Origin of the sequence: Cupriavidus gilardii (genome assembly GCF_017598945.1) — a bacterium.
GTDB lineage: Bacteria > Pseudomonadota > Gammaproteobacteria > Burkholderiales > Burkholderiaceae > Cupriavidus > Cupriavidus gilardii_E.
In genome coordinates this window covers 84,952-109,045 of record NZ_JAGFTW010000030.1, presented here as the reverse complement: position 1 = coordinate 109,045, position 24,094 = coordinate 84,952, and the positions used below count along the sequence as shown (strand labels likewise).

General features: G+C 68.2%; 19 protein-coding genes. 7 read left to right on the top strand and 12 right to left on the bottom strand.

Going from position 1 to position 24,094, the window contains the following annotated elements; translation table 11 throughout:
* Window positions 1–146: 146 nt before the first annotated feature.
* Window positions 147–845: a TerC family protein gene (locus tag J5T34_RS10870; RefSeq protein WP_208579744.1), complete on the bottom strand. Its 699-nt coding sequence runs from the start codon at window positions 843–845 to the stop codon at window positions 147–149.
* 590 nt (window positions 846–1,435) lie between these two features.
* Between J5T34_RS10870 and egtD the strand changes: the two genes are divergently transcribed.
* The gene (gene egtD, locus J5T34_RS10865; protein WP_244258820.1) at window positions 1,436–2,545 is read left to right on the top strand and encodes an L-histidine N(alpha)-methyltransferase; all 1,110 of its coding nucleotides are present in this window, start codon (window positions 1,436–1,438) and stop codon (window positions 2,543–2,545) included.
* Window positions 2,546–2,679: 134 nt separating this feature from the next.
* Window positions 2,680–3,954, top strand: a complete 1,275-nt coding sequence (locus tag J5T34_RS10860) for an SUMF1/EgtB/PvdO family nonheme iron enzyme (RefSeq protein WP_208579743.1) — start codon at window positions 2,680–2,682, stop codon at window positions 3,952–3,954.
* Window positions 3,955–4,068: 114 nt separating this feature from the next.
* Here the strand turns inward: J5T34_RS10860 and J5T34_RS10855 are convergent, their stop codons facing one another.
* The 7 genes from J5T34_RS10855 to J5T34_RS10825 all read right to left on the bottom strand — a co-directional run bounded on the left by J5T34_RS10855 (window position 4,069) and on the right by J5T34_RS10825 (window position 11,144).
* Complete coding sequence (locus tag J5T34_RS10855) at window positions 4,069–5,745, bottom strand: L-lactate permease (RefSeq protein ID WP_208579742.1); 1,677 nt, start codon at window positions 5,743–5,745, stop codon at window positions 4,069–4,071.
* Between the two features lie 385 nt (window positions 5,746–6,130).
* Entirely contained in the window at window positions 6,131–6,775 is a 645-nt protein-coding gene (locus J5T34_RS10850) for a glutathione S-transferase family protein (RefSeq protein ID WP_174107552.1), read from the bottom strand.
* Between the two features lie 76 nt (window positions 6,776–6,851).
* On the bottom strand, window positions 6,852–8,039 hold the full coding sequence (locus J5T34_RS10845) for a PLP-dependent aminotransferase family protein (RefSeq protein ID WP_208579741.1): 1,188 nt from the start codon (window positions 8,037–8,039) through the stop codon (window positions 6,852–6,854).
* A 105-nt stretch (window positions 8,040–8,144) separates the two neighbouring features.
* Window positions 8,145–8,609: a RidA family protein gene (locus tag J5T34_RS10840; protein ID WP_208579740.1), complete on the bottom strand. Its 465-nt coding sequence runs from the start codon at window positions 8,607–8,609 to the stop codon at window positions 8,145–8,147.
* Between the two features lie 47 nt (window positions 8,610–8,656).
* Window positions 8,657–9,607, bottom strand: a complete 951-nt coding sequence (locus tag J5T34_RS10835; protein WP_432207655.1) for a DMT family transporter — start codon at window positions 9,605–9,607, stop codon at window positions 8,657–8,659.
* 98 nt (window positions 9,608–9,705) lie between these two features.
* Complete coding sequence (locus J5T34_RS10830; RefSeq protein WP_208579739.1) at window positions 9,706–10,341, bottom strand: LysE family translocator; 636 nt, start codon at window positions 10,339–10,341, stop codon at window positions 9,706–9,708.
* A gap of 23 nt (window positions 10,342–10,364) precedes the next feature.
* A complete protein-coding gene (locus J5T34_RS10825; RefSeq protein WP_208579738.1) occupies window positions 10,365–11,144 on the bottom strand; it encodes an alanyl-tRNA editing protein in 780 nt (259 codons plus the stop codon).
* A gap of 434 nt (window positions 11,145–11,578) precedes the next feature.
* Between J5T34_RS10825 and J5T34_RS10820 the strand changes: the two genes are divergently transcribed.
* The 4 genes from J5T34_RS10820 (at window position 11,579) to J5T34_RS10805 (ending at window position 16,619) form a co-directional block, all read left to right on the top strand.
* Window positions 11,579–13,018, top strand: a complete 1,440-nt coding sequence (locus J5T34_RS10820) for a PLP-dependent aminotransferase family protein (protein WP_432207654.1) — start codon at window positions 11,579–11,581, stop codon at window positions 13,016–13,018.
* Window positions 13,019–13,135: 117 nt separating this feature from the next.
* A complete protein-coding gene (htpG, locus tag J5T34_RS10815; protein ID WP_208579737.1) occupies window positions 13,136–15,055 on the top strand; it encodes a molecular chaperone HtpG in 1,920 nt (639 codons plus the stop codon).
* Window positions 15,055–15,606, top strand: a complete 552-nt coding sequence (locus tag J5T34_RS10810; RefSeq protein WP_244258817.1) for a DNA-deoxyinosine glycosylase — start codon at window positions 15,055–15,057, stop codon at window positions 15,604–15,606. The genes htpG and J5T34_RS10810 overlap by 1 nt, the downstream gene beginning before the upstream one ends.
* Before the next feature lie 107 nt (window positions 15,607–15,713).
* Entirely contained in the window at window positions 15,714–16,619 is a 906-nt protein-coding gene (locus J5T34_RS10805) for a spermidine synthase (RefSeq protein ID WP_208579736.1), read from the top strand.
* A gap of 154 nt (window positions 16,620–16,773) precedes the next feature.
* On the opposite strand, the gene J5T34_RS10800 is transcribed toward J5T34_RS10805, so the two are convergent.
* Complete coding sequence (locus J5T34_RS10800) at window positions 16,774–18,423, bottom strand: ABC transporter substrate-binding protein (RefSeq protein WP_208579735.1); 1,650 nt, start codon at window positions 18,421–18,423, stop codon at window positions 16,774–16,776.
* A gap of 170 nt (window positions 18,424–18,593) precedes the next feature.
* Here J5T34_RS10800 and trmB point away from each other — a divergent pair, with 170 nt between their 5' ends.
* Entirely contained in the window at window positions 18,594–19,271 is a 678-nt protein-coding gene (gene trmB, locus J5T34_RS10795) for a tRNA (guanine(46)-N(7))-methyltransferase TrmB (protein ID WP_208579734.1), read from the top strand.
* A gap of 73 nt (window positions 19,272–19,344) precedes the next feature.
* On the opposite strand, the gene J5T34_RS10790 is transcribed toward trmB, so the two are convergent.
* The 3 genes from J5T34_RS10790 to acnA all read right to left on the bottom strand — a co-directional run bounded on the left by J5T34_RS10790 (window position 19,345) and on the right by acnA (window position 23,819).
* Window positions 19,345–20,547: a DUF2863 family protein gene (locus tag J5T34_RS10790; RefSeq protein ID WP_208579733.1), complete on the bottom strand. Its 1,203-nt coding sequence runs from the start codon at window positions 20,545–20,547 to the stop codon at window positions 19,345–19,347.
* A 272-nt stretch (window positions 20,548–20,819) separates the two neighbouring features.
* Window positions 20,820–20,969 carry a hypothetical protein gene (locus tag J5T34_RS10785; RefSeq protein WP_170265902.1) on the bottom strand — a complete coding sequence of 50 codons (150 nt, stop codon included), beginning with the start codon at window positions 20,967–20,969 and terminating at the stop codon, window positions 20,820–20,822.
* 144 nt (window positions 20,970–21,113) lie between these two features.
* A complete protein-coding gene (gene acnA, locus J5T34_RS10780) occupies window positions 21,114–23,819 on the bottom strand; it encodes an aconitate hydratase AcnA (RefSeq protein ID WP_208579732.1) in 2,706 nt (901 codons plus the stop codon).
* Window positions 23,820–24,094: the final 275 nt, after the last annotated feature.

Genomic DNA, 24,094 nt, shown 5'->3' with positions numbered 1-24,094 from the left:
CCGCAGCGCAACGGCATGCGGGCCAGGCCGTCATTCTAGCCGATGCGTCCCGAAGGGGCGCCGGCATGAAAAAAGGGCGGCCCCGATGGAGCCGCCCCTTGATCTACCTGATCCTCCCCGCGAAGGCGGGGACGACCGGATGCTGCTTAGTGGCTTTCCGCCGTCGGCGAACGGCGCTTCTGCACCATATAGCCGGCACCGAGCACGCCGCCGATGATCACGATGTAGAGCAGCCATGCCAGCGCCTGGTTGGCGGCGAAGAACGGCTTGATCAGGGGCTCGCCCAGGATCATCTTGACCGCGGTGAACGCCAGCACGCCGGCGCCCAGGTAGATGATGACCGGGTAGCGGGTCATCAGCTTGAGCACCAGGCGCGAGCCCCAGACCACGATCGGGATCGAGATCAGCAGGCCCAGCACCACCAGCAGGAAGCTGCCGTGGGCGGCACCGGCCACGGCCAGCACGTTGTCGACGCCCATCACGGCGTCGGCGATGATGATGGTCTTCATCGCGCCGGCCAGCGTGGTGGCCGGGGCGCCATGCTCGTCCTCGCCGCTGTCGTCCGACAGCAGCTTGTAGGCGATCCACACCAGCGCCAGGCCGCCGACCAGCATCAGGCCCGGAATCTTCAGCAGCCAGACCACGCCGATGGTCATGGCCGAACGCACCACCACGGCACCGATGGTGCCCCAGACGATGGCCTTCTTTTGCAGATGCGGCGGCAGGTTACGCGCCGCCAGCGCGATCACGATGGCATTGTCGCCAGCGAGCACCAGGTCGATGACGACGATCGACAGCAGTGCCGTCAGAAACTGCATCGTGAACAGATCGGTAAGCCACTCCATGAACTCTCCTATTGGAAACGTGAAATACAGGTTCGCCTGGAGTCATGCAGCCGCGGACGGGAGCCTCTGCAAACCATGAATCCAGGTTGCAAAGGTCTTGCTCGACCGACCGGCGATATCGCGATGTCGCCGGTACGGTCAGCACAACCGGAGGCCGCAATGGGGACGCGGCGCTCGTAATGACGATTGTGCTAAGGGCGGGCTGCCCTGGAGCTACTCCCCTTTGAAGGGGCTTGGCCGTGGTCGGCCTTGCTTGGGCACGGATTATAAACGAGGTCGATGGCGATTGTCGCCTTTGCGGCAAATGGCGTTTACCCTCGCGCACGGCCATGGCACGGGGCGCGCCGGCGCCGCGAACGGTGCCCGTAGGCGGCAAGGCGACAGGCAGCCTGCGCCGATAGCGTCTATTCTTACCGGATCGGCAGTGGCCGATGCGCCGCCGGACAGCAATGGCGGCGTGTCTCCTGCCGGCACCGGGCGCCAGCCGCGCCGGTGTGACCGGGGGTTCGGGGTTGTGCAGTACGCAGACTTGCATCCAGCCACATCAACCGACCAGAAGGAAGAACCCTATGCCGGCTGACCCGTTCGGTATGCCATCGCGCCTTGTCCGGCAGGACGCCGGATCGCGCTCCTCGTCTTCATCGTCCACCGCTTCCACCGCGTCCTCCGCTTCGTCCGCTTCATCTCCCAACGCTGCCCCGCCCACGGCCTCTTCGCTGGCAAGGGCGCAAGCCCGCATCGGCAACGCGCTCGCCTTCGTGCAGCAGTACCGCCACGACGACGAGGCCGAACGGGCCGATCTGATCGAGGGCCTGCTGGCGCCGCACGCCAGCGTCCAGCCCAAGCATTTCTACGACGTGCTGGGCTCGCGTTTGTTCGAGGCGATCACCGCCTTGCCCGAGTACTACCCGACCCGTACCGAGGCCGAAGTCTTCGCCGCCCATGCCGCCGCGATCGGCGCGCGCTGCGGCAGCGGCGGGGTGCTGATCGACCTCGGGGCCGGCAATTGCCAGAAGGCGGCCAGGCTGTTCGGCGTGCTGCGTCCCGCTCAATACGTCGCGCTCGATATCTCGGTCGACTTTCTGCGCGACACGCTGGCCGGCCTGCAGCAGCAGCATCCGCAGATTCCGATGATGGGACTGGGCGCCGACCTGTGCGCGCCGCTCGCGCTGCCGGCGCCGATCCGGCAGGGCCGGCGGCTGTTCTTCTATCCGGGCTCGAGCATCGGCAACTTCGCGCCCGATGCCGCGCTGGCGCTGCTGCAGCGGCTGCGTGCGGCGGCGCGGCCTGGCGATGGCGTGCTGATCGGCGTCGATCTGCTCAAGGACGAGGCGCAGCTGGTTTCGGCCTACGACGATGCGCTGGGCGTGACCGCGGCGTTCAACCGCAACGTGCTGCGCAATATCAATCGCGCCATCGATGCGAATTTCGTGCTGGCCGACTGGCGCCATGTCGCCAGCTTCGATCGCCAGGGATCCCGTATCCAGATGCACCTGGAAGCGGTGCGCGATGTCGAGGTGCACTGGACGGGCGGGGGCCGCGCCTTCCATGCCGGCGAGCGCATCCATACCGAGGACTCGCACAAGTACCGCGTCGAAGGGTTTGCCGCGCTGCTCGAGGATGCGGGCTTTGCCGATCCGGTCTGCTGGACCGACGCGCGGCAATGGTTCGCGGTGTTCCACGCGCGGGTGACGGCCTGAGGGAAGGGCGAGGGCGCAGACCAGCCGGAAGGAGCAGGGAACAGGGAGGGAAAACCGCGGTGTCATAATGTCCGCTGACATGCCGCCGCGCTGCGAGCGGTTTTTCCAGCGGCTTTTGACAAGGCGGGCAACCGATGAGCGGCTTCACCATGCTTCCCGATCTGTATTTCACCGGCGGCCGGCACGACTGGAGCGACGCGCGGCGCCTGCCGCGCGAGGGGCTGGCGCAGGCGCTGGTCGACAGCCGCAACCGCACGCTGGCGTGGTTGTCCGCCTTCGGCGCGGCCCGGCGCGGCTGGATCGTGCCGCGCCAGTACGACGCCGATCCGCCGCTCTGGACGCTCGGCCATCTGGCGTGGCACGCCGAATGGTGGTGCCTGCGCGAGGTGCAATGGCTGGACCGCGGCGGCGTATTGCTGCCGGTGCCGGCCGTCCCCGCGATGCTCGACGGCGCGGACGAATGGTTCGATCCGGAGCGGATCGGTCCCGATGCGCGCTGGGAAATCGCCTTGCCCGACGTCGCCACGCTGAAGCACTACGCGGCCTCGGTGCTCGACGCGGTGCTGCGCCGGATCGCGCTGCTGCCCGACGATGGCGACGACACGCTGTACCCGTTCCGCCGGGCCCTGCAGCACGAGGACGCACAGATCGAGCGCATCGCGGCGCTGCTGCAGGCGCTGGCGATGGCCCCCGACGATCCGACCTTGACCCGCTCGCCGGTCAGCGTGCCCGACGCCGGCACGCTGCAGTTTCCCGGCGGCCGTTTCACGCAGGGCTGGAGCGAGGCTGGCGGCTTCGCGATGCCCGACGAATTGCCCGCGCAGCCGACCTATGTACCGGCCTTCGAGATCGACGCCGCGCCGGTCACCAACGCGCAGTATCTCGAATTCGTCGACGATGGCGGCTACGAACGGCCCAACTGGTGGTCGCCCGCCGGCCGCCAGTGGCTGATGACGCAGGAGCGCTCGGCGCCGCGCTACTGGGAGCGTCATGCGCAGACGCGCGCCTGGATGGCGCTGCGCTTCGACACGCTGCGCACGCTCAATCCCGACGAGGCGGTGCGGCACGTGACGCTGTACGAAGCGCAGGCCTGGTGCGCATGGGCCGGCCGTCGCCTGCCGGCGGAAGTCGAGTGGGAAATGGCCGCGGTGCAGAATCGCGGCGGCTTTCGCTGGGGCATGGTGCGCGAATGGACCGCGACGCCTTACGAACCTTATGCGGGCTTCGGCGACGGGCCGTCGCGCCCCGGTCCCGGCAATAGCGCGATGCAGGCCCAGTTCGGTATCTGTCAGGCCGTGCGCGGCGCCTGCTTTGTCGGGCCGACGCGGCTGCGCCATGCGCGCGCCCGGCTGGCGCTGGCGCCCGAGGAAGACGCGGCCTTCGTCGGCTTTCGGACCTGCGCGATCTGAGCGATCCGAGCGATCCGAGCGTCCGCGTCCGGCGCGCCGATTTGCCGCCCCATAAAAAAGCCCCGCGCAAGGCGGGGCGGAGTTTGTTGCCAGGTTGGCTGCAAGACGCGAGCGTCAGTGGATCACCATCCGCGTGAACGGCTCCACATAGGCCTGCAGCGTGACGAACAGGCCCACCAGAATCGCCAGCACGACCGAGTGGAAGAACACGTAGCGCAGGATGTCGCCCTCGTGGCCGTACCACTTGGTCGCGGTCGAGGCGACCACGATCGACTGCGCGTCGATCATCTTGCCCATCACGCCGCCCGAGCTGTTGGCCGAGGCCATCAACACTGGCGACAGGCCCAGCTGCTCGGCGGTGGTCTTCTGCAGCCCGCCGAACAGCACGTTCGACGCGGTGTCCGAGCCGGTCAGCGCCACGCCCAGCCAGCCCAGCATGGTGCCGAACAGCGGGTAGAACACGCCGGTGTGGGCAAACGCCAGGCCCAGCGTCGCGTCCAGGCCCGAATAGCGGGTCAGGTAGCCGACGCCGAACATCGCGCAGATGGTCAGCAGCGAGTAGCGCACCAGCTTGATGGTGTTCCAGTACTCGCGCAGCAGGCGCGGGACCGAGTAGCCCATCAGCAGACCGCCGACCACGGCGGCGACCAGGATGCCGGTGCCCGCCATCGACAGCACGTTGAAGTTGAACACCGCGGCCTCGGCGACCTGCTGCGGCACCACCGGCGGCACCTTCAGCACGGCCTTGTCCAGGCCCGGGATCGCGTACTTCCACGACCAGATCGCGTCGAACGCCTTCTTGATCTGCGGCACGCCCCAGATGAAGACGAACACGGTCAGGATCACCCACGGCATCCATGCCTTGGCGGTCGAGATGCCGGCGGCGGCAGCATTGGCGCGCGCCTCGGCGGCGACCGCCTCCGGATCGTCGACCTTCGATTCGTCGTGGCGGCCGAGGATCTTGGTGGTGGTCCAGATCTTCTTCGGCTTCCACACCTTCAGGAACAGCGCCAGCGAGCCCATCGACACCAGCGCGGCGATCACGTCCACCAGCCACGGGCCGTGGTAGTTCGACACCAGGAACTGCGGGATCGCGAAGCTGACGCCGGCCACCAGGATGGCGGGCCAGACTTCCAGCATGCCGCGGAAGCCGGCAAAGGCCCAGATCAGCCAGAACGGCACCAGCACCGAGAACAGCGGCAGCTGACGGCCGATCATCGCGGACAGGTCCAGCAGGTCAAGGCCGGTCACCGCCGACAGCGCGATGATCGGCGAGCCCAGCGCGCCGTAGGCCACCGGCGCGGTATTGGCGATCAGCGCCAGGCCCGAGGCGGCCAGCGGCGAGAAGCCCAGGCCGATCAGGATCGCGCCGGTCACCGCCACCGGCGTGCCGAAGCCGGCCGCGCCCTCGAAGAAGGCGCCGAAGCTGAACGCGACCAGCAGCAGCTGCAGGCGCCTGTCCTCGGTGATGCCGGCGATCGAGCCCTGCAGCACCTTGAACGAGCCGTTCAGCGTGGTCAGCCGGTGCAGGAAGATGATGTTCAGCACGATCCAGCCGATCGGGAACAGGCCGGAAGCGATGCCCAGACCGGCGGCCTTGCCGGCCATGGCGGCGGGCATGCCGAAGATCGCCGAGGCGACCACGACGCCGACCACCAGCGCCAATCCGGCGGCCAGATGGGCCTGCAGATGAAAGAACGCCAGCGCACCCAACAGCACCGCGACTGGCACGCCCGCGGCGAGCGTGGACAGGGCCATGCTGCCGAGCGGGTCGTAGACTTGACTCCACACGATTGAATCCTCCTCAGTGATGGGCCGGCGAGCCATCCTTCTGCGGGCGATCCTCGCCGGTTTGCCTGCGCACGCCAGGGACGCGCAGGGGTGACCCAAGCTTCGCGCACGAGCAAGCGAACGATTGTAAGGACGGCTATACGTCACCCGCGATACATCGCGTCACGATGGGCGTGAACCGGATTCAGGAATCAGGGTTAGCCCGGGGCTCGCGCGTCCGGTGTGCAGCGTACTCCAATTGTTGCGGAACGGAAATGTCTGCTTGCCGGCACGGCGGGCGAGGGGAAGCCGCGAGGAGGGCCGAAGCGGTGGGTGGGAGCGCGCTTCCAGCGGAGCGGTGCGCTGCCGAGGCGGCCCCCGGTCGAGCCAGACCGGCGGCCCAGGGTTAAGCCAGGGGCAGCACCAGGATGCCCGACGCGGCCGGCCGCGCGCGCATCTTCGCCAGCCAGCGCTCCAGCTCGGGACGCGGCTGGCGCTCGATCGGCATGCCCATCCAGCGATGGGCGGCGCAGGCCAGCGAGATGTCGGCCATGCTGAAGCGGTCGTCGCAGATGAACTCGCGCCCCGTCAGCGCCTTGTCGAGCAGCGCGGCCAGCGGCTCCGCGCGCGCGATCGAGCGGGCGATCGCGTCGGCGTCGCGGCGCTCCGCCGGCGTGCGCACGGTCTGCACGAAGGCGTCGACCATGGCGGGCGTGAAGGCGGTGTTCTGCCAGTCCATCCAGCGGTCGGCGGAAGCGCGGGTGCGCACGTCCTCGGGCCACAGCGTGCCTTCGCCGTATTGCGCGCACAGATAGCGCACGATCGCATTCGACTCCCACAGCACGAACGGCTCGCCGCCGATATCGGTGCCGCGGAAGTCCTCGATCACCGGGATCATCCGGTTCGGATTCAGGCGGACGTAGGCCTCGGTGTCGAGGTCGCCGCGCGTGACGCCGATATCGATCCGCTCATGATCGAGATGGAGCTCGCGCGCGCACCAGACGACCTTCTGGACGTTGATCGAAGAGAGCCGGCCCCAGATGCGCAACATGTTGGCCTTCCTTTTTCTGACGGTTGTCCTGGTTCAAGGCGAGCGGCCCGCCGAGGACGGCGGGCCCCCGCCGGACTCAGGCCGCCTTGGCCTGCCCGGCCTGCGCCGCGATGGCCTCGGCGAACAGCTTGCCGAGGATCGCCACCCCTTGCTCGATGCGCTCGGGCGGCACCGTGACGAAAGCCAGTCGCAGCGTATTGTGCCGCGGATTGGTGGCGTAGAACGGGGCGCCGGGCACATAGGCGACGTTGCGTTTGACGGCCTCCTGCAGGATCGCCATGCTGTCCAGCCCTTCGGGCAGCGACATCCAGATGAACATGCCGCCTTCGGGCTGGTTCCACTTGACGCCGGCCGGCATATGGCGCGCCAGCGCGTCCAGCATGGCCTGGCACTGGTTGCCGTACAGCGCGCGAATGGTCGGGATATGCGTATCGAGCAGGCCGTCGCGGATGGTCTCGTAGGCGACGCGCTGCGTAAAGCTTGGCGTATGCAGGTCCGAGGCCTGCTTGGCCTGGCACAGCTTGAAATGCAGGTCGGGCGGCGCGATCACGTAGCCCAGCCGCAGGCCCGGGGCCAGCACCTTCGAGAACGAGCCCATGTAGATCACGCCGTCCGGATTCATCGACAGCAGCGTGGGCAGCTGGTTGCCGGTGTAGCTCAGTTCGCCGTAGGGATCGTCCTCGATCAGCAGCACGTTCAGTTCGCGCGCGCGCTGCACCAGCGCCTGGCGGCGCTCCAGCGGCATGCGGCGGCCGGTCGGGTTCTGGAAGTTCGGCAGCGCGTAGAGAAAGCGTGCGCCGGCGGTCAGCTCGGCGGTCAGCGCCTCCGGCTGCAGGCCGTGGTCGTCGCTCGGCAGCGAGACGAACTCGGGCTCGAACAGCGAGAACGCCTGCAGTGCGCCGAGGTAGCTCGGGGTCTCGACCAGCACCGGGCTGCCCGGATCGATCAGCACCTTGGCCAGCAGGTCCAGCGCCTGCTGCGAGCCGGTGGTGATCAGCACGCGCTCGGCATCGACCCCATGGCGGCGCGCGACGAATTCGCGCAGCGGCAGATAGCCCTCGGTGGCGGCGTACTGCAGTGCGGCGTGCGGATTGTCGGCGAATACACGGGCCACCGCCTGTTCCATCGCGGCGACCGGGAAGGTCGCGGGCGAGGGCAAGCCGCCGGCGAACGAAATGACTTCGGGTCGCTCGGTGACTTTGAGGATTTCGCGGATGGCCGAGCTGGTCAGTTGTTGCGCCCGGCGGGAGATGGCCCAATGCATGATGGTCTCTTGGTGTGGTTCTCGCGCGGCGGCGCCGCGCGATGTCGGTCAAATCGGTGTGGCGATGCGCGCGGGGCGCGCACGCCTGAAACGGTGGGGCTGGCCTTATTGCGCGGATTGCACCTCGGCGATCATCTCGATCTCGACGCAGGCGCCCAGCGGAATCTGGGCGACGCCGAACGCGCTGCGGGCATGCTTGCCCTTGTCGCCGAACACTTCGGCCAGCAGCTCGGAGCAGCCGTTGGTGACCAGGTGCTGCTCGGTGAAGTCCGGCGTCGAATTGACCAGGCTCATCACCTTGACGATGCGCGTGACGCGGTTCAGGTCGCCGACATGCGCGTGCAGCGTCGCCAGCAGGTCGATCGCGATCGCGCGCGCCGCGGCCTTGCCGTCTTCGGTGCCCAGCTGGTCGCCGAGCTTGCCGACCCACGGCTTGCCGTCCTTGCGGGCGATATGGCCCGACAGGAAGACCGTGTTGCCGGTCTGCGCCGCCATCACGTAGGCGGCGGCAGGGGCGCCGGCGGTCGGCAGTTCGATGCCCAGGCGGGCGAGGGTGTCGTAGACGGACATGAAGACTCCTGTTCTCGAGAGTTCGGGGTGGTTCAGCGGGTTCGGGTTCAGCGGGATCGTGCCGGCGGCAGGTCGGCGGACGCGGCGCCAGCGGACGCGGGTGCGGCACGCACCGCGGTCCGGCGCCCCAGCGCCACCACCGCGATCACCGCGACGGCGAAACCGATGGTCGGCGCGTCGAGCGGCTCGGCCAGCAGCCAGGCGCCGCCGGCCAGCGTCATGAACGGCTGCAGCAATTGTATCTGGCCGACGCGGGCCACGCCCCCTTTGGCCAGTCCGGCGTACCAGAACACGAAGCCGATGAACATCGAAAAGAGGGAAACGTAGGCCATGCCCAGCCATGCGCGCGTCGACGCGGCGGCGATCTGCGGCAGCGTCTGCGCGGCCATCCAGGCGACCGTGGGCAGCACCACCGGCAGCGACACCACCAGTGCCCAGCTGATGGTCTCGAGCCCGCCGAGTTCGCGCGACAGCTTGCCGCCCTCGGCATAGCCGAGCGCGCCCAGCACCATCGCGGCGAACAGCAGCCAGTCGGCGTGTTGCAGCGCGCCGGCGCCTTGCCACAGCGCAAAGCCGACCACCAGCGCGCTGCCCGCCACCGCCGCGGCCCAGAACGCCATCGACGGGCGCTCGCGGCCGAAGCAGGCGGCGAACACCGCGGTGGCCAGCGGCAGCAGCCCGATCACGATCGCGCCATGGCTGGCCGGCACCTCGCGCATCGCCAGCGACGAGAACAGCGGAAAGCCGATCACCACGCCGAGCGCGGTCACGGCGAGCCGGAACCATTGGCCGCCGCGCGGACGGCGCGCCGCAGACAGCGCGCCGCGCTGCCACAGCAGCGCCAGCGCGAGCACTGTCGCCACCAGCGCGCGGGCCAGCGCCACGAAGGTGGCGTCGAGCTCGGCCACCGCCATCCGCGTGAACGGCAGCGTCTGGCTGAAGATCGCCACGCCGATGAAGCCGAGCAGCATGCCGCCGCTCGGGGCGTCGGCGGGCATGGCCGCCGCCGGTGGATAGGGCGCGGCGGTGTCGCGTTGCGTCATGGCGGGGTCCTGGTGGTGTGCTTCGGCAAGTGTGCGGACGCGTGTTCGGGGCTTCAGGAGACGGCCGGCCGCCCGGCGAAGGCGATCCACAGCGCGGTGGCGGCCAGCGCCAGCCCCATCGCGCGATTGAACCAGCGGATGCGCTGGCCGACCTGCAGCCACTGGCGCAGCGACGCGCCCATCGCGCCGTAGGCGCCGTTGCTCAGGAAGCCGAACACGCCGAACACTGCGCACACCAGCAGGCCGCGCTGCAGCGGCGACGCCGCGCCCGACATGTAGGAGGCGGCGATCGCCAGCGCCAGCATCCAGGCCTTGATGTTGGCGTACTGCAGCGCCACCGATTGCCAGACCGACAGCGGCGCCAGCACCTGCCGGTCGCTCAGCGTGGCGCTGCGGCCGATCTTCGCGGCCAGCCACAGCAGGTACGCGACGCCGGCCAGATGGACGATCGTGGCCAGCACGGGGCTGGCCACGACCAACGTGCCGACGCCCGCCGCGCACAGCGCGAGGATGCTGGCGAAGCCCAGCGCGACGCCGATGCAGTGCGGCAGCGTCGCGCGCAGACCGAAGTTGGCGCCGGTGACCGCGGCGATGGTGGTGTTCGGCCCGGGCGTGAACAGGCCGACCGTCATCAGCGACAGCAGTGCGGCGAATTGCGCAACGCTCAGGCCGGCCAGCCAGACGGACATGGCGGAATCCATCGGCATCGGACTCATGCGGCGGCGCGCGCCGGGGCGGCCTCCGTCCCCATGGCGGCTTCGGCGAAGTTGACCACCACGCGCCGGTTGGTGCGGCTCTTCTTCTCGATCTTGCTGACCACCACCGGGCCGATCTCGCCGACCGCGGCGACATGGGTGCCGCCGCAGGGCTGCCGGTCGATGCCGGGAATCTCGATGATGCGGATCTGGCCGGCGCCCACCGGCGGCGCCGCGCCGATGGTGCGCACCAGATCCGGTTCGGCCGCCAACTGCTCCGGGGTGATCCGGTCGATGCGCACGGGCGTATTGGCTGCGATCAGCGCATTGAGCCGTTCGCTCAGATCGGCCTTGTCCAGCGTGGATTCGGGCAGGTCGAAGTCGATCCGCGCCGTGTCGGGGTTGATGTTGCAGCCGGTGACCGGCACCGGGATCAGCGAGCCGAGCAGATGCAGGCAGGTATGCAGCCGCATCAACCGGTGGCGGCGCGTCCAGTCGATCGCGACCGTGACGCGGTCGCCCGGCGCCAGCGCAGGCAACGCTGGATCGGGCGCGGGCACATGCAGGATCACGCTGCGGTCGGCGCCGTAGACCGTTTCGGCGAGCGCGATCGTGGTGCCGTCGGCCAGCGTCAGGGTCCCGGTATCGCCGGCCTGGCCGCCGCTGCGCGCGTAGCAGACCGTTTCGTCGAGCACGATGCCTTCGGGCAGTACCGCGAGCACGGTGGCGCCGCAGCGGTCGAGATAGGCGTCCTCGTCGAAACGCTTGCGCGTCGGCGGCAACAGGGTGTCGGACATCTGGGTCTCCTGGTTGTGCGGGGGATTGGTATGGGCGCCGTTGCGGGACTGTATCGCCGCGGCGGCCGGTGCGGGCCTGGCAATGCCGCCCTGCCATTCACACCGACGGCAAGTGACGCCCGGCACCCTTTCATCGTCCGTCGATGTTAGACAAGGTTGTCGGTACAGTACCGATACAGTTATTCTGCTGATCCTCAGTACAGTTTTCGGGGCCGTCCATGGAAACAGGAAATCAAGCCGGGTCGCCGCACGGCGAGACGGAACAGACGCCGCCAGCCGGGCAGGAGATCGGCCAAGGGACGGTCGAGGCCGCCGGCAAGCCGGCCCGCGCCGCCAGCCGCCGTCCGCTGCGGCTGGTGTTGCCGTCGGCCCCGCCGGCAGCCGGCGAGCTGCCGGCCGCCGACAGCCTGCCCGACCCGGTGCCCTCGGCGCAGATGACGCTGGTCGGGCAACTGACCGAATGGGCGCGGATGCGGATCGAGGAGCGGGTGTTCCGCCCCGGCATGCGCATGCCGTCGATCCGCCAGCTGGCGCAGGACAAGGGCATCTCGCGCTTTACCGTGGTCGAGGCCTACGACCGGCTGGTGGCGCTCGGCTACCTGGAATCGCGGCGCGGCTCGGGGTTCTTCGTGAGGGATCGTGGGCCTGCCTTCGGTGCCGGTATCGGTGCCGGTATCGGTGCCGGTATCGGGCCCGGTCTGAGCGGGGGCTCGCCGAGCGACGCCACGTCGCCGGCGCCGCATGGCTCGCGCAATATCGACGTGCCCTGGCTGCTGCGCAACATGTTCCACCGCGCCGAGCCGCGCAAGGCGCCGGGGCTGGGCTTCCTGCCCAACGACTGGCTCGACGGCGAGCTGATCGGCAGCGCGCTGCGCGGCCTGGCGCGACAACCCGGCAGCCATTTCCTGGCCAGCGGCACGCCCGAGGGCTTCCTGCCGCTGCGCCAGCAGCTGCGCACGCGCCTGGCCGAACTGGAGATCGGCGCCGCGCCCGAGCAGATCGTGCTGACCTCGGGCATCACGCAGGCGCTGGACCTGATCGCGCGGCTCTATGTCCGTCCCGGCGATCCGGTGCTGGTCGGCGACCCCGCCTGGTTCGTGATGTTCGCGCGCTTCGCCGCGCAGGGCGCGCAGGTGATCGGCGTGCCGTACACCGCCGAGGGCCCCGACCTCGAAGCGCTGGAGCGGATCGTGCAGGCCCACCGGCCCAAGCTGCTGGTCCTCAATTCGGTGCTGCACAACCCGACCGGCACCTCGCTGTCGGCCGCCAAGGCCTTCCAGCTGCTGCGTCTGGCCGAGCAGTACGACTTCCTGGTGGTCGAGGACGACATCTACTGCGACCTGTGCCCGCCCGGCCATCCGGCGACGCGGCTGGCGAGCCTGGACCAGCTCAAGCGCGTGATCTACCTGGGCAGCTTTTCCAAGACGCTGGCCGCCAATCTGCGCGTCGGCTTCGTCGCGGCCCGTCCCGAACTGGCGCAGAGCCTGACCGACGCCAAGCTGCTGGCGGGCCTCGCCACGCCGGAGATCAACGAGCGCGTGCTGTACAAGGTGCTGACCGAGGGCCACTACCGCAAGCACGTCGAGCGCGTGCGCAACCGGCTCGAGCGCGCCCGCGACGAGACCCGGCATGCGCTGGAGAAGCTGGGCCTGACGCTGTTTCCCGGCCAGCACGCCGGCATGTACCTGTGGGCCGATACCGGCCGCGATACCAACGCGATCGCCACCGCCGGGCACGAGGAGGGCTATCTGTTCGCGCCCGGCAGCCTGTTCTCGCCGTCGCAGCTGCCGTCGGGCTGGATGCGCTTCAACGTCGCCTGCGGCCATGATCCGCAGATGCTGGACTTCCTGGCGCGCCAGCTCGACCGGCTGTAGGTCACCGAAGCCGCCCGGTCCCGCACTTGAAAAACCGCCGGGGCGTCCTTATCTGGCCGCCACCGGCGCGGCCATGCCGGCCCGGCCCCGCGCCATGCCCCATTCACGAGGAGAACCATGAACGCCACGCACGAGACGATGAGCTTCCAGGCGGAAGTCAAGCAGCTGCTGCATCTGATGATCCACAGCCTGTACAGCAACAAGGAGATCTTCCTGCGCGAGCTGATCTCGAACGCCTCGGATGCCACCGACAAGCTGCGCTTCGAGGCGATCGCCAATCCCGCGCTGCTGGAAAAGGACGCCGATCTCGCGATCCGCATCGAGACCGACAGCAAGGCCCGCACCATCACGATCACCGACAACGGTATCGGCATGAGCCGCGACGAGGCGATCCGCAATCTGGGCACGATCGCGCGTTCGGGCACCAAGGAATTCTTCGAGCAGCTGTCGGGCGACCAGCAGAAGGACGCCGCGCTGATCGGCCAGTTCGGCGTCGGCTTCTACTCGGCCTTCATCGTCGCCGACCGCGTCACCGTCGAGACCCGCCGCGCCGGCCTGCCGGCCGCGGAGGGGGTGCGCTGGGAAAGCCGCGGCGACGGCGAGTTCACCGTCGATGCGATCGAGCGCGCCGAGCGCGGCACCGCCATCACGCTGCATCTGCGCGAGGGCGAGGACGACTTCCTGTCGGCGTGGAAGATCAAGGACATCATCCGCAAGTACTCCGACCATATCTCGCTGCCGATCCGCATGCCCAAGGAGGTCTGGGACGCCGACACCAGCGCCTACAAGCGCACCGACGAGTGGGAGAGCGTCAACCAGGCCAGCGCGCTGTGGACCCGCGCCAAGAGCGACATCACCGACGAGCAGTACGTCGCCTTCTACCAGCACATCGCGCACGACCACGAGAAGCCGCTGGCGTGGACGCACAACCGCGTCGAAGGCCGCAACGAATACACACAGCTGCTGTACATCCCGGCGCGCGCGCCGTTCGACCTGTGGGACCGCAACCATCGCGGCGGCCTCAAGCTCTACGTCAAGCGCGTCTTCATCATGGACGACGCCGAGCAGCTGCTGCCGAACTACCTGCGCTTCGTCAAGGGCGTGATCGATTCGTCCGACCTGCCGCTGAACGTGTCGCGCGAACTGCTGCAGGAAAGCCGCGACGTCAAGGCGATCCGCGAAGGCAGCACCAAGCGCGTGTTGTCGATGCTCGAGGCGATGGCCGACAGCGAGGACCAGGCCGAGCGCGACAAGTACGCCAGCTTCTGGCAGCAGTTCGGCCAGGTGCTCAAGGAAGGCCTGGGCGAGGACAGCGCCAACCAGCAGCGGCTGGCCAAGCTGCTGCGCTTTGCCTCGACCCATCAGGATTCCGCCGAGCAAACCGTGTCGCTGACCGACTATGTCGGCCGCATGAAGGAAGGCCAGGACAAGATCTACTACGTGACCGCCGACACGTGGACGGCCGCCAAGGCCAGCCCGCATCTGGAGGTGTTCCGCAAGAAGGGCATCGAGGTGCTGCTGCTGACCGATCGCGTCGACGAATGGATGCTGTCGTTCCTGAACGAATTCGACGGCAAGGAGCTGGTGTCGGTGGCGCGCGGCGGCCTGGACCTGGGCGCGCTGGCCGACGAGGAAGAAAAGGCCGAGCAGCAGAAGGCCGAGGACGAATGGAAGGACGTGCTGTCGCGCGCGAAGGACGTGCTGGCCGACAAGGCCAAGGATGTGCGCGTGACGCTGCGCCTGACCGATTCGGCCTCGTGCCTGGTGTCGGACGAAGGGGAGATCAGCGGCTATCTGCAGCGGCTGCTGAAGCAGGCCGGCCAGAAGGCCCCGCAGACCAAGCCGATCCTCGAACTCAATCCGTCGCACGCGCTGGTGGGCAAGCTGCGCCAGCTGGCCGGTGCGGAGGCAGGCGCCGATGCCGATGCCTTCGCCGACCGCGTACACGTGCTGTTCGACCAGGCGCTGCTGGCCGAGGGCGGCATGCTGGAAGATCCGGCCGCCTACGTGCAGCGGATCAACAAGCTGCTGGCCTGATGCCGGCCAGGCGAGGCGTGCCCCCTGCGGTGCAACGTCCGGCGCCAGATACGGCGCCGGCGGACCTGCAGCAAGGGTTGCCGCCGGTGATCGACCGCCATACCCGCGTGCTGATCCTCGGCAGCTTTCCGGGCGCCGCCTCGCTGGCCGCGCGCCAGTACTACGCGCATCCGCGCAACCAGTTCTGGCCGCTGATGGGCGCGCTGCTCGGCGAGCCGCTGCCCGAGCTGCCGTATGCCGAACGGCTGACGCGCGTGCTGGCGCATCGGGTCGGCATCTGGGACGTGCTGGGCGCCTGCGTGCGGCCCGGCAGCCTCGATTCGAATATCCGCCATCCGCAGGCCAACGACTTCGAACGCCTGCGGCAACTGGCGCCGGCGCTGCGCCGCGTGGGCTTCAACGGCGGCACCTCGGGCCGCTTTGCGCCGCAATTTGCCGCGGCCGGCTACGAGACCGTGGTGCTGCCCTCGTCGAGCCCCGCCCATGCCGCGCGCACCTTCGAGCAGAAGCTGGAGCTGTGGCGCGCGCTTCTGTCACAATCGCGGCCGTGATTGACGCCGACCGCTCCTTCGATGGGGCGGTCTTTCCGTAGCTGCCGCATTGCTGACTGCATTGCCGACCGCATTGCTGACCGCATTGCTGACCGCATTTCTGACTGATGACCCTGCTGAAAAGAAAATCGATCGAAGCCGTGGCTTCGCGCCGCCCGGCGCGCGGCGAACGCGAGCGCACCGAGCGCCGACACGATCGCGACACGGCGGCCGACCGTGACCTGCGCAACGACGAGAAACGGATGACGCCGCGCTTTGCGCCGGTGACCTTTTCCGAATGGAATGGCGTGCGCTATCTGCATTTCGGTACCGAATGGGTGCAGGGGGCGATGCGGCTGCGCAAGCCCGATGCGATCGAGCTCGAATACGCGCAGCAGATGATGGCGTGGCTGTTGTTCCTGTCGCCGTCGCAGCGCGATTTCCATATCGCGCAGCTGGGCCTCGGTGCGGCCTCGCTGACGAAGTTCTGCCATCGGCATTTCGCCAAGGCGCGTGTCACCGCGGTGGAGCTGAACCCGGCGGTGATCGTCGCAGGGCGCAGCATGTTCGGCCTGCGCGAGGACGACGCCCGGCTGACCGTGCGCGAGCAGGATGCGTGGGACTATGTGATGGACCCCGCCAGCGCCGGCGCGCACGACGTGCTGCAGGTCGACCTGTACGACGCCACCGCGCGCGGTCCGGTGCTCGACACCACCGCCTTCTACAAGGCCTGCCGGCGCGTGCTGAAGGACCCTGGCGTGATGACGATCAATCTGTTCGGCGACCACGACAGCTTTCCGAAGAACATCGTGCGCATCTGCGAGGCCTTCGACGATCGCGTGCTGGTGTTTCCCGAGGTGCACGACGGCAACGTGATCGCGCTGGCCTTCAACGGCCCGGCCATCGATATCGATTGGGAGACGCTGGATCAGCGCGCACGCGTCGTGCAGGAAGCGACCGGACTGCCGGCGCGGCAGTGGGTCAAGGGGTTGCGGCGCGCGAACGCGCGGCAGGAAGAGCGGTTGAGGATTTAGGCGGGCGATTGGGCCCTCGGTGTCTCCCCTCTCCCGCTAGCGGGAGAGGGGTCGGGGGAGAGGGCAACGGCGCTCGCCGTGCCAGGAGCCCCTCAAAAACCACCTCCCTCTCCCCAACCCTCTCCCCCTGAGGGGGAGAGGGAGAACACCCTGATTACTCCTTGTGGAAGAACTGCGCCAGCGACCACTCGTCGGTGCGGGCTTCGTAGCGTATGCCCTTGCGCATGGCCCACATCGCCAGCTGGCTGTGCGATGGAATGATGGCGTGGTCGGCTAGCGCGAACTTCGCCGCGGCGCGGGCGTTTTCTTCGCGGGCCTTGTCGCTGCTGATCGTGGTCAGCGAGGTCTCGATCAGCTTGTCCAGCTGCGGATTGCTGTAGCGGCCCCAGTTCCAGGTGCCGTAGCCGGTCTTGGGATCGGGCGTGCCGGTGATCGAGCGCAGCGCGACGTCGGCCGCGGCCGAGCCCCAACCGAGCATCTGGAACGAAAAATCGCCCTGGCGCGCGCGGGTGAAGTACGCCGCCACCGGCATCGTCTCGACCTTGGTCTGGATGCCGATGCGCGTCAGCATGCTGGCGGTGGCCTGCGCGACCTGCGCGTCGTTCAGATAGCGGTTGTTGGTCGCATGCAGCGTCAGGCCGAAGCCGTCGGGATAGCCGGCCTGCGCCAGCAGCTGCTTGGCGCGCTGCGGATCGTAGGCATCGGGCTTGGTGCCCGGATGGCCGAAGATCTGCGGCGAGACGATCGACGAGGCCGGTACCGCCAGGCCTTCCGTGATGCGCGAGACGATCGCGTCGCGGTTCAGCGCATGGCTGATCGCGGCGCGCACGCGGGCGTCCTTGAACGGATTCTTGCCGAGCGGCTTGCCGGCGCGGTCGGTCACATAGGGCGGGTCGTCGCGCCACTGGTCCATCTGCCAGAAGATGGTGCGCCACGACACCTGCTGCTCGATGCGAAAGCGCGCGTCCTTCTTCAGCTTGGCCACGTCGGCCGACGGCACGCTCTCGATCACGTCGACATCGCCGGCGAGCAGCGCCGACGTGCGCGCGCCGCTGTCGGTGATGATGCGGAACACCGCACGGTCCCACTCGGGCTTCGGGCCCCAGTAGTTCGGGTTGCGCTCCATCACGATCTCGCTGCCGCGGGCGAAGCGCACGAACTTGAACGGCCCGGTGCCGATCATCGCCTTGCCGCTGTCGAAGTCGGTCTGGTTCAGCGTGGCCGCGATGCGTTTGGGCATGATGGGCACGCTGTTCAGGTCGTTGGCGAGGTTGGCGTAGTTGCGCACGTTCATCGTCAATCGCACCGTCAGCGGATCCGGCGTGTCGATGCGGGCGATCGGCTTGGTGTAGCTGGTGAACGAGCCCGGCGCGTTGGTCAGCTTCTCGGGGCGCTGCAGCGATGCCTTGACGTCCTCGCTGGTGAACGGCGAGCCGTCGTGCCACTTGACGTTGGGGCGCAGCTTGATTTCCCAGGTGGTGGCGTCGATCGGCTTCCACGACAGCGCCAGGCCCGGGATGTAGCGGGCGTTCTTGTCCATGAACACCAGCGATTCGAAGACATGCAGCGCGATCGCGTTGTTGGGCCCGGCGTTGTTCCAGTGCGGGTCCATCGACGTGACGTCGGCCGCGAGGCCGATGCGCAGGTCCTCGGCCTGGGCGGCGCCGGCGGGCAGCAGCGCGAAGGCCGTGCTCGCGCCGAGCGTGGCGAGCAGCGCAGCACTGCTGCGCAGCCAGCCGCGGCGCGACGGCAGGGCAGGGGTCGCGCGGCGGGGCGTGGGGAAGGGACGTTGGCGGTGCGGCATCGTTCGTTGGCTCCTGGTATGGGCCTGCGCGGCGGCGGCTGCCATGCCGGGCAGGCGGGTTCGCGGATGGCTTTGTTGCGCATTGTGCCGATAAATCGCGGCCTGCGTGCGATGGGTGCGTCATATGCTTATGGCGCGGGGGCGATCGATTCGCCGGTAGAATCGCGCCCATGTTCGCCAACTCCCGCCCGATCGCGTCGGCTCAGACCGACGCCCACCAGCAGCTTGCCACCCGCGTTGCCCGCCATCTCGCCGAGCCGTTCCGCAAGCCGATCGGCGAGGTCAGCCGGCGCGCGCTCGAGGCGGCGTTGGCGAGCTGGCAGGCGGCGGGTGCCGCGCCGCTGATCCTCGATGCCGGCTGCGGCGTCGGCGAAAGCACGCTGCGGCTGGCGCAGGCCTTTCCCGATCATTTCGTCATCGGCGTGGATCAGTCGGAGAAGCGGCTGACGGCCGGCAAGGATTGGTGGCAGGGCGCGCTGCCGGACAATTTCGTCTGGGCGCGCGCCGACCTGGTCGATGTCTGGCGGCTGCTGCAGCAGGACCGCATCGCGGTGGCGCGCCACTACGTGCTTTATCCCAATCCGTGGCCCAAGATCGGGCACCTTGGGCGGCGCTGGCATGGCCACGCGGTGTTTCCCGCGCTGGCCGCCTGCGGCGACTATCTGGAGTGCCGCAGCAACTGGCCGGTCTATATCGACGAATTTGCCGCGGCGCTGGCGCTGGTGGACCGCCCGGCCCGGGTCGAACCGTGGCATCCCGAGCAGCCGATGACGCCGTTCGAGCGCAAGTACCAGGCCTCGGGCCATGCGCTGTGGCGCTGCGTCAGCGACAGACGGGCGTCCCAATGAAAACGGCCCGCGTGGCGGGCCGTCGATCGATGCCGTTGCTTCGTGCGGCGCAGTGGCAGACTCCGTGCCGGCCTCAGTGGAACAGCGGCTGCTGCGTCGGCGCGTCCTCGGGCAGCTCGGCGTGCACGATCTCGCCGGAGCGGTCCGCGTACAGCGGCGTGCCGCAGTCCTCGCAGTATTCGGGATCGAACAGCGACGCGTGGCGGAAGATGTCGTCGACGCCGGCGTTGCGCAGTTCCTCGCAGATCTGTTCCAGCGGATTGCCTTGCCCGCTGTCGTCGATCTCGCCCGACTCGCGGCCGTAGACCGGCCAGACGATGCCGTAGATCACGTCCTTCTCGCCGCGCATGGTGAAGGCCACGCGGTATTCCTCGACCTCGTCCTCGCCGAAGGCCGCGGTGACCGCGGCCAGCTGGCCGGCGGTGATATCGAGCGTGCCGCACAGATAGTTGACCGCGGCGCGCACGGTCAGCGGACGGATGCTCTTGTCCGATTCGCGGCACGACAGGAAGAAGGCGTCCGGCAGCAGCAGTTCGAACTCGCAGCCGGGCAGCAGCAGCGCCAGCGAGGGCTGGACCTGGGTGCGCCACTGCTCAAGGCATACCGAGCGCTCGGCGTGGTGTTCCTTCGATTCCTCCTGCCAGCGGAACAGCGGCTGCTCGTGCTCGGCGACCACCACGGCCAGCAGATAGCGCGGGTCGGCCAGGATGGGCGCGGTCTCGGGCAGATCGCGCAGGTCGACCTTGGGCGTGACCCCGCCGAGCGCGGCAGAGATCAGCTTGTGGGTCAGCGCGAAGGTGTCGCTATGTGTGCGCGGCAGCTGATCGATGCTGTACAGATAGGGCGACAGCGCCATGCGGGCATTCGAGGCCACCACATGGGCCTGCAGGTGCACGGCGAGCGTCTGCGCCTGCTCGGGCTTGAGCGCGCCCGACGGAATCGCGTAGCGGGTATGGGCCAGGATCGGGGCCGCGATCAGCAGCGCGTCGTAACGCACGCCGTCGATTTCGACCGTGGCCGACTCGGCCAGCGTCTCGGCCTGCTCGGCCAGGACGTCGGAGGCGTCGACGTTGTGCTTGAACAGATGCTCGAGCGCGGCGTCCAGCGCCGACTGGCTGCCGTTTTTCAGCAGCCGGCCCAGGCGTTGCGATAGGCGCCGTTCCCAATACGCGTCCTCCATGCGGCTACCCGACGCATCGAGCGCAAGCGCGTCGGCGACCAGACGCTCGGCGTCCGGCGACAGTCGTTGAGAGGCCTTGGGGCGAAAACCTGCCATATGCTGAGTTCATCCGTTTTTCGGTAAAACGGTATTCTACTCGTTGCGTTGACACGGCCCAGCGAACGCATGGCAAACCCTGATGGATTCCGCATGGGATCCGGAGTTGGCGCGTCGCGTCATACGCCTGTCATGGAAACGGGCGCTGTCTGGAGCGCTGATCGGCGCGCCGTTCGGGGCGCCGTTTCGCCGTGCAACGTCGTGGAGCGGTGTTCGCCTGGAGTGCCGGCCTGATGCCGTCCGGCCGGGGCCGTTCGGTCAGGACCGCGGGGTCACTTCTGCGTCTTGGCCTCGCCCGAGGCCGGGGCGTGGGTCTCGGTGCCGTGCTGCTCGCCGCCCATCGAGACGTCGCCGCCTCCCTGCATCAGCAGCATCAGGGCGGCGCCGGCGATGACGATAAAGGCGATCAGGATCTTGGCCATGCTTGTCTCCGAGGTCTGGTGGCGGCCCCAGGGCGAGGCCGCGCTGTTCTGTCGATGAGACCCAGTGTGGCAGCGCAGGCTTGCGTGGAACTTACATGCGGCCATGGCGCCCCGTCGAACGGACCGGGGGCCATGGCGCCGACGTTACGCCACCAGCAGCTGCCGCAGCACGAAGGGCAGGATGCCCCCGTGGTTGAAGTAATCCACCTCGATCGGCGTGTCGATGCGCAGCAGCAGCGGCACGCGCTGGGTCTGGCCGCCGTCGCGATGGATCACCAGCGTGACGTCCTGTTGCGGCCGCAGCTCGCCCTCGATCCCCTCGATGTCGAAGGTCTCGGTGCCGGTCAGGCCCAGCGACTGCGGGCTGTCCTCGCCCTTGAACTGCAGCGGCAGTACGCCCATGCCGACCAGGTTCGAGCGGTGGATCCGCTCGAAGCTGCGCGCGATCACCGCCTTGACGCCCAGCAGCTGCGTACCCTTGGCGGCCCAGTCGCGCGACGAGCCGGTGCCGTACTCCTCGCCGCCGAACACCACCGTCGGCGTGCCCTCGGCGATGTACTTCATGGCGGCGTCGTAGATCGACAGCTGTTCGCGCGACGGCTGGAACAGCGTGTAGCCGCCCTCGACGCGGGTGCCGTCCTCGCGCGGCGGGATCATCAGGTTCTTGATGCGCACGTTGGCGAAGGTGCCGCGCATCATCACCTCATGATTGCCGCGGCGCGAGCCGTAGCTGTTGAAGTCGGCCTTCAGCACGCCGTTCTCGAGCAGGTACTTGCCGGCCGGCGACGTGTCCTTGATCGAGCCCGCGGGCGAGATATGGTCGGTGGTCACCGAGTCGCCGAAGATGCCCAGCGCGCGGGCGCCGCGGATGCTGCGCGCGCCGCTGTCCGGCTCCATCGTGAAGTTCTCGAAGAACGGCGGCTGCGCGATATAGGTCGACTTGGGCCAGTCGTAGACCTGGCCCGAGGTGCCCTTGATCTTGCCCCACAGCGTGCTGGGCTTCTTGACCTTCTCGTAGTTGTCCTTGAAGGTCTCCTCGTCCATTGCGAAGCGCATCAGCGCGTTGACCTCGTCCGAGGTCGGCCAGATGTCGCCGATATAGACGTCGCGGCCATGCTTGCCCTTGCCCAGCGGCTCGGTCATCAGGTCGCACAGGATGTTGCCGGCGATCGCATAGGCCACCACCAGCGGCGGCGAGGCGAGGAAGTTCGCGCGGATGTTCGGGTGGATGCGCGCCTCGAAGTTGCGGTTGCCGGACAGCACCGCGGCGGCCACCAGGTCGTTCTGCACGATCGCCTCGTTCAGCGACGGCGCCAGGTCGCCGGCATTGCCGATGCAGGTGGTGCAGCCGTAGGCGGTGACGCCGAAGCCCAGCTTCTCCAGGTACGGCAGCAGGCCGGCGGCCTTCAGGTATTCGGTCACCACGCGGCTGCCCGGGGCCAGCGAGGTCTTGATATGCGGCGCCACGTTCAGCCCTGCCTGCACCGCCTTCTTCGCCAGCAGGCCGGCGGCCAGCATCACGCTCGGGTTGGAGGTGTTGGTGCACGAGGTGATCGCCGCGATCAGCACGTCGCCGTTGCGCACGGAGATGCCGTCCGAGGTCTTGTAGACGCGCTCCAGATCCTCCGGGTCCTTGCTGAAGCCGTTCTCGGCGACCGGCTTGCTGAACAGGTCGGCGAAGGTCTGCTTGACGTTGCCGATCTCGATGCGGTCCTGCGGGCGCTTCGGGCCGGCCAGCGACGGCGCGACGGTGGACAGGTCCAGCGTCAGCACCTTGGTGTAATCGATTTCGCCAGCACGGGGGATGCCGAACAACTCCTGGGCGCGGAAATACGCCTCGAACGCGGCGATCTCGTCCGGCGTGCGGCCGGTGCCGCGGAAGTATTCGATGGTCTTTTCGTCGACCGGGAAGAAGCCCATGGTGGCGCCGTATTCCGGCGACATGTTGCCGATGGTGGCGCGGTCGGGCACCGACAGGCTGGCGGTGCCTTCGCCGAAGAACTCGACGAACTTGCCGACCACCTTTTCGCGGCGAAGCATCTCGGTGATCGTCAGCACCAGGTCGGTGGCAGTGACGCCCTCGCGCAGCCGGCCCTGCAGTTCGACGCCGACGACGTCCGGCGTCAGGAAATAGACCGGCTGGCCCAGCATGCCGGCCTCCGCCTCGATGCCGCCGACGCCCCAGCCGACCACGCCGATGCCGTTGATCATCGTGGTGTGCGAGTCGGTGCCGACCAGCGTATCCGGGTAATAGACGCCTTCCTTCTGGTGCACGCCGCGCGCCAGGTATTCGAGGTTGACCTGGTGCACGATGCCGAAGCCGGGTTGCACCACGCCGAAGGTGTCGAACGCCTGCATGCCCCACTTCATGAACTGGTAGCGCTCGTTATTGCGCTGGAATTCGAGCTGCATGTTCAGGTCCAGCGCCTTCTTCTCGCGGAAGTGGTCGACCTGCACCGAATGGTCGACCACCAGGTCCACCGGCACCAGCGGCTCGATCTTCTTCGGGTTCTGGCCCATCTTCTCGGCGACGTTGCGCATTGCGGCCAGGTCGGCCAGCAGCGGCACGCCGGTGAAGTCCTGCAGCACCACGCGGGCGACCACGAACGGGATCTCGTCGACACGCGCGCCGGTCGGGTCCCAGTTGGCCAGCTGGCGCACGTGTTCCTCGGTCACCTTCTTGCCGTCGCAGTTGCGCAGCACCGATTCGAGCACCAGACGGATCGACACCGGCAGGCGCTCGATGGCGACGCCCAGCGCCTTGCCCAACTGCGGCAGCGAGTAGAACTGGCCCCGGGCGGAGGGGCCGATCTGGAATTCTTTGAGCGTGTCGTTCAAGTTGTGGGGCATTGCCTGACTCCAATCGAAGAGGTGCTATTTGCGGGACTTCGTGCGGGACTTCCGGACTTCGTATGCGAACGCGAATGCGAATGCGCTTGCGCATCGACATGACGTGGCGGCGGCGGGTGGTGATTGCGGCGCCGGCGTGACGGCATCAGCATTACTTTATGCGTCACCTCCGGCACGGGCAACCGGCACGCCACTTCTGCCTTGCGCATCCTGTATCAGTAAAAGAGCTGAACAAATCACATCTTAGGGTGGTGCCATATGGCGCCATTTCAATG

Bases quoted from the DNA above. Each gene is read 5' to 3' on its own strand.
- J5T34_RS10870 (WP_208579744.1), bottom strand. From the start codon at position 845: ATGGAGTGGCTTACCGATCTGTTCACGATGCAGTTTCTGACGGCACTG.
- egtD (WP_244258820.1), top strand. From the start codon at position 1,436: ATGCCATCGCGCCTTGTCCGGCAGGACGCCGGATCGCGCTCCTCGTCT.
- J5T34_RS10860 (WP_208579743.1), top strand. From the start codon at position 2,680: ATGAGCGGCTTCACCATGCTTCCCGATCTGTATTTCACCGGCGGCCGG.
- J5T34_RS10850 (WP_174107552.1), bottom strand. From the start codon at position 6,775: ATGTTGCGCATCTGGGGCCGGCTCTCTTCGATCAACGTCCAGAAGGTC.
- J5T34_RS10845 (WP_208579741.1), bottom strand. From the start codon at position 8,039: ATGCATTGGGCCATCTCCCGCCGGGCGCAACAACTGACCAGCTCGGCC.
- J5T34_RS10840 (WP_208579740.1), bottom strand. From the start codon at position 8,609: ATGTCCGTCTACGACACCCTCGCCCGCCTGGGCATCGAACTGCCGACC.
- J5T34_RS10835 (WP_432207655.1), bottom strand. From the start codon at position 9,607: ATGCCCGCCGACGCCCCGAGCGGCGGCATGCTGCTCGGCTTCATCGGC.
- J5T34_RS10830 (WP_208579739.1), bottom strand. From the start codon at position 10,341: ATGTCCGTCTGGCTGGCCGGCCTGAGCGTTGCGCAATTCGCCGCACTG.
- J5T34_RS10825 (WP_208579738.1), bottom strand. From the start codon at position 11,144: ATGTCCGACACCCTGTTGCCGCCGACGCGCAAGCGTTTCGACGAGGAC.
- J5T34_RS10820 (WP_432207654.1), top strand. From the start codon at position 11,579: ATGACGCTGGTCGGGCAACTGACCGAATGGGCGCGGATGCGGATCGAG.
- htpG (WP_208579737.1), top strand. From the start codon at position 13,136: ATGAACGCCACGCACGAGACGATGAGCTTCCAGGCGGAAGTCAAGCAG.
- J5T34_RS10810 (WP_244258817.1), top strand. From the start codon at position 15,055: ATGCCGGCCAGGCGAGGCGTGCCCCCTGCGGTGCAACGTCCGGCGCCA.
- J5T34_RS10805 (WP_208579736.1), top strand. From the start codon at position 15,714: ATGACCCTGCTGAAAAGAAAATCGATCGAAGCCGTGGCTTCGCGCCGC.
- J5T34_RS10800 (WP_208579735.1), bottom strand. From the start codon at position 18,423: ATGCCGCACCGCCAACGTCCCTTCCCCACGCCCCGCCGCGCGACCCCT.
- trmB (WP_208579734.1), top strand. From the start codon at position 18,594: ATGTTCGCCAACTCCCGCCCGATCGCGTCGGCTCAGACCGACGCCCAC.
- J5T34_RS10790 (WP_208579733.1), bottom strand. From the start codon at position 20,547: ATGGCAGGTTTTCGCCCCAAGGCCTCTCAACGACTGTCGCCGGACGCC.
- J5T34_RS10785 (WP_170265902.1), bottom strand. From the start codon at position 20,969: ATGGCCAAGATCCTGATCGCCTTTATCGTCATCGCCGGCGCCGCCCTG.
- acnA (WP_208579732.1), bottom strand. From the start codon at position 23,819: ATGCCCCACAACTTGAACGACACGCTCAAAGAATTCCAGATCGGCCCC.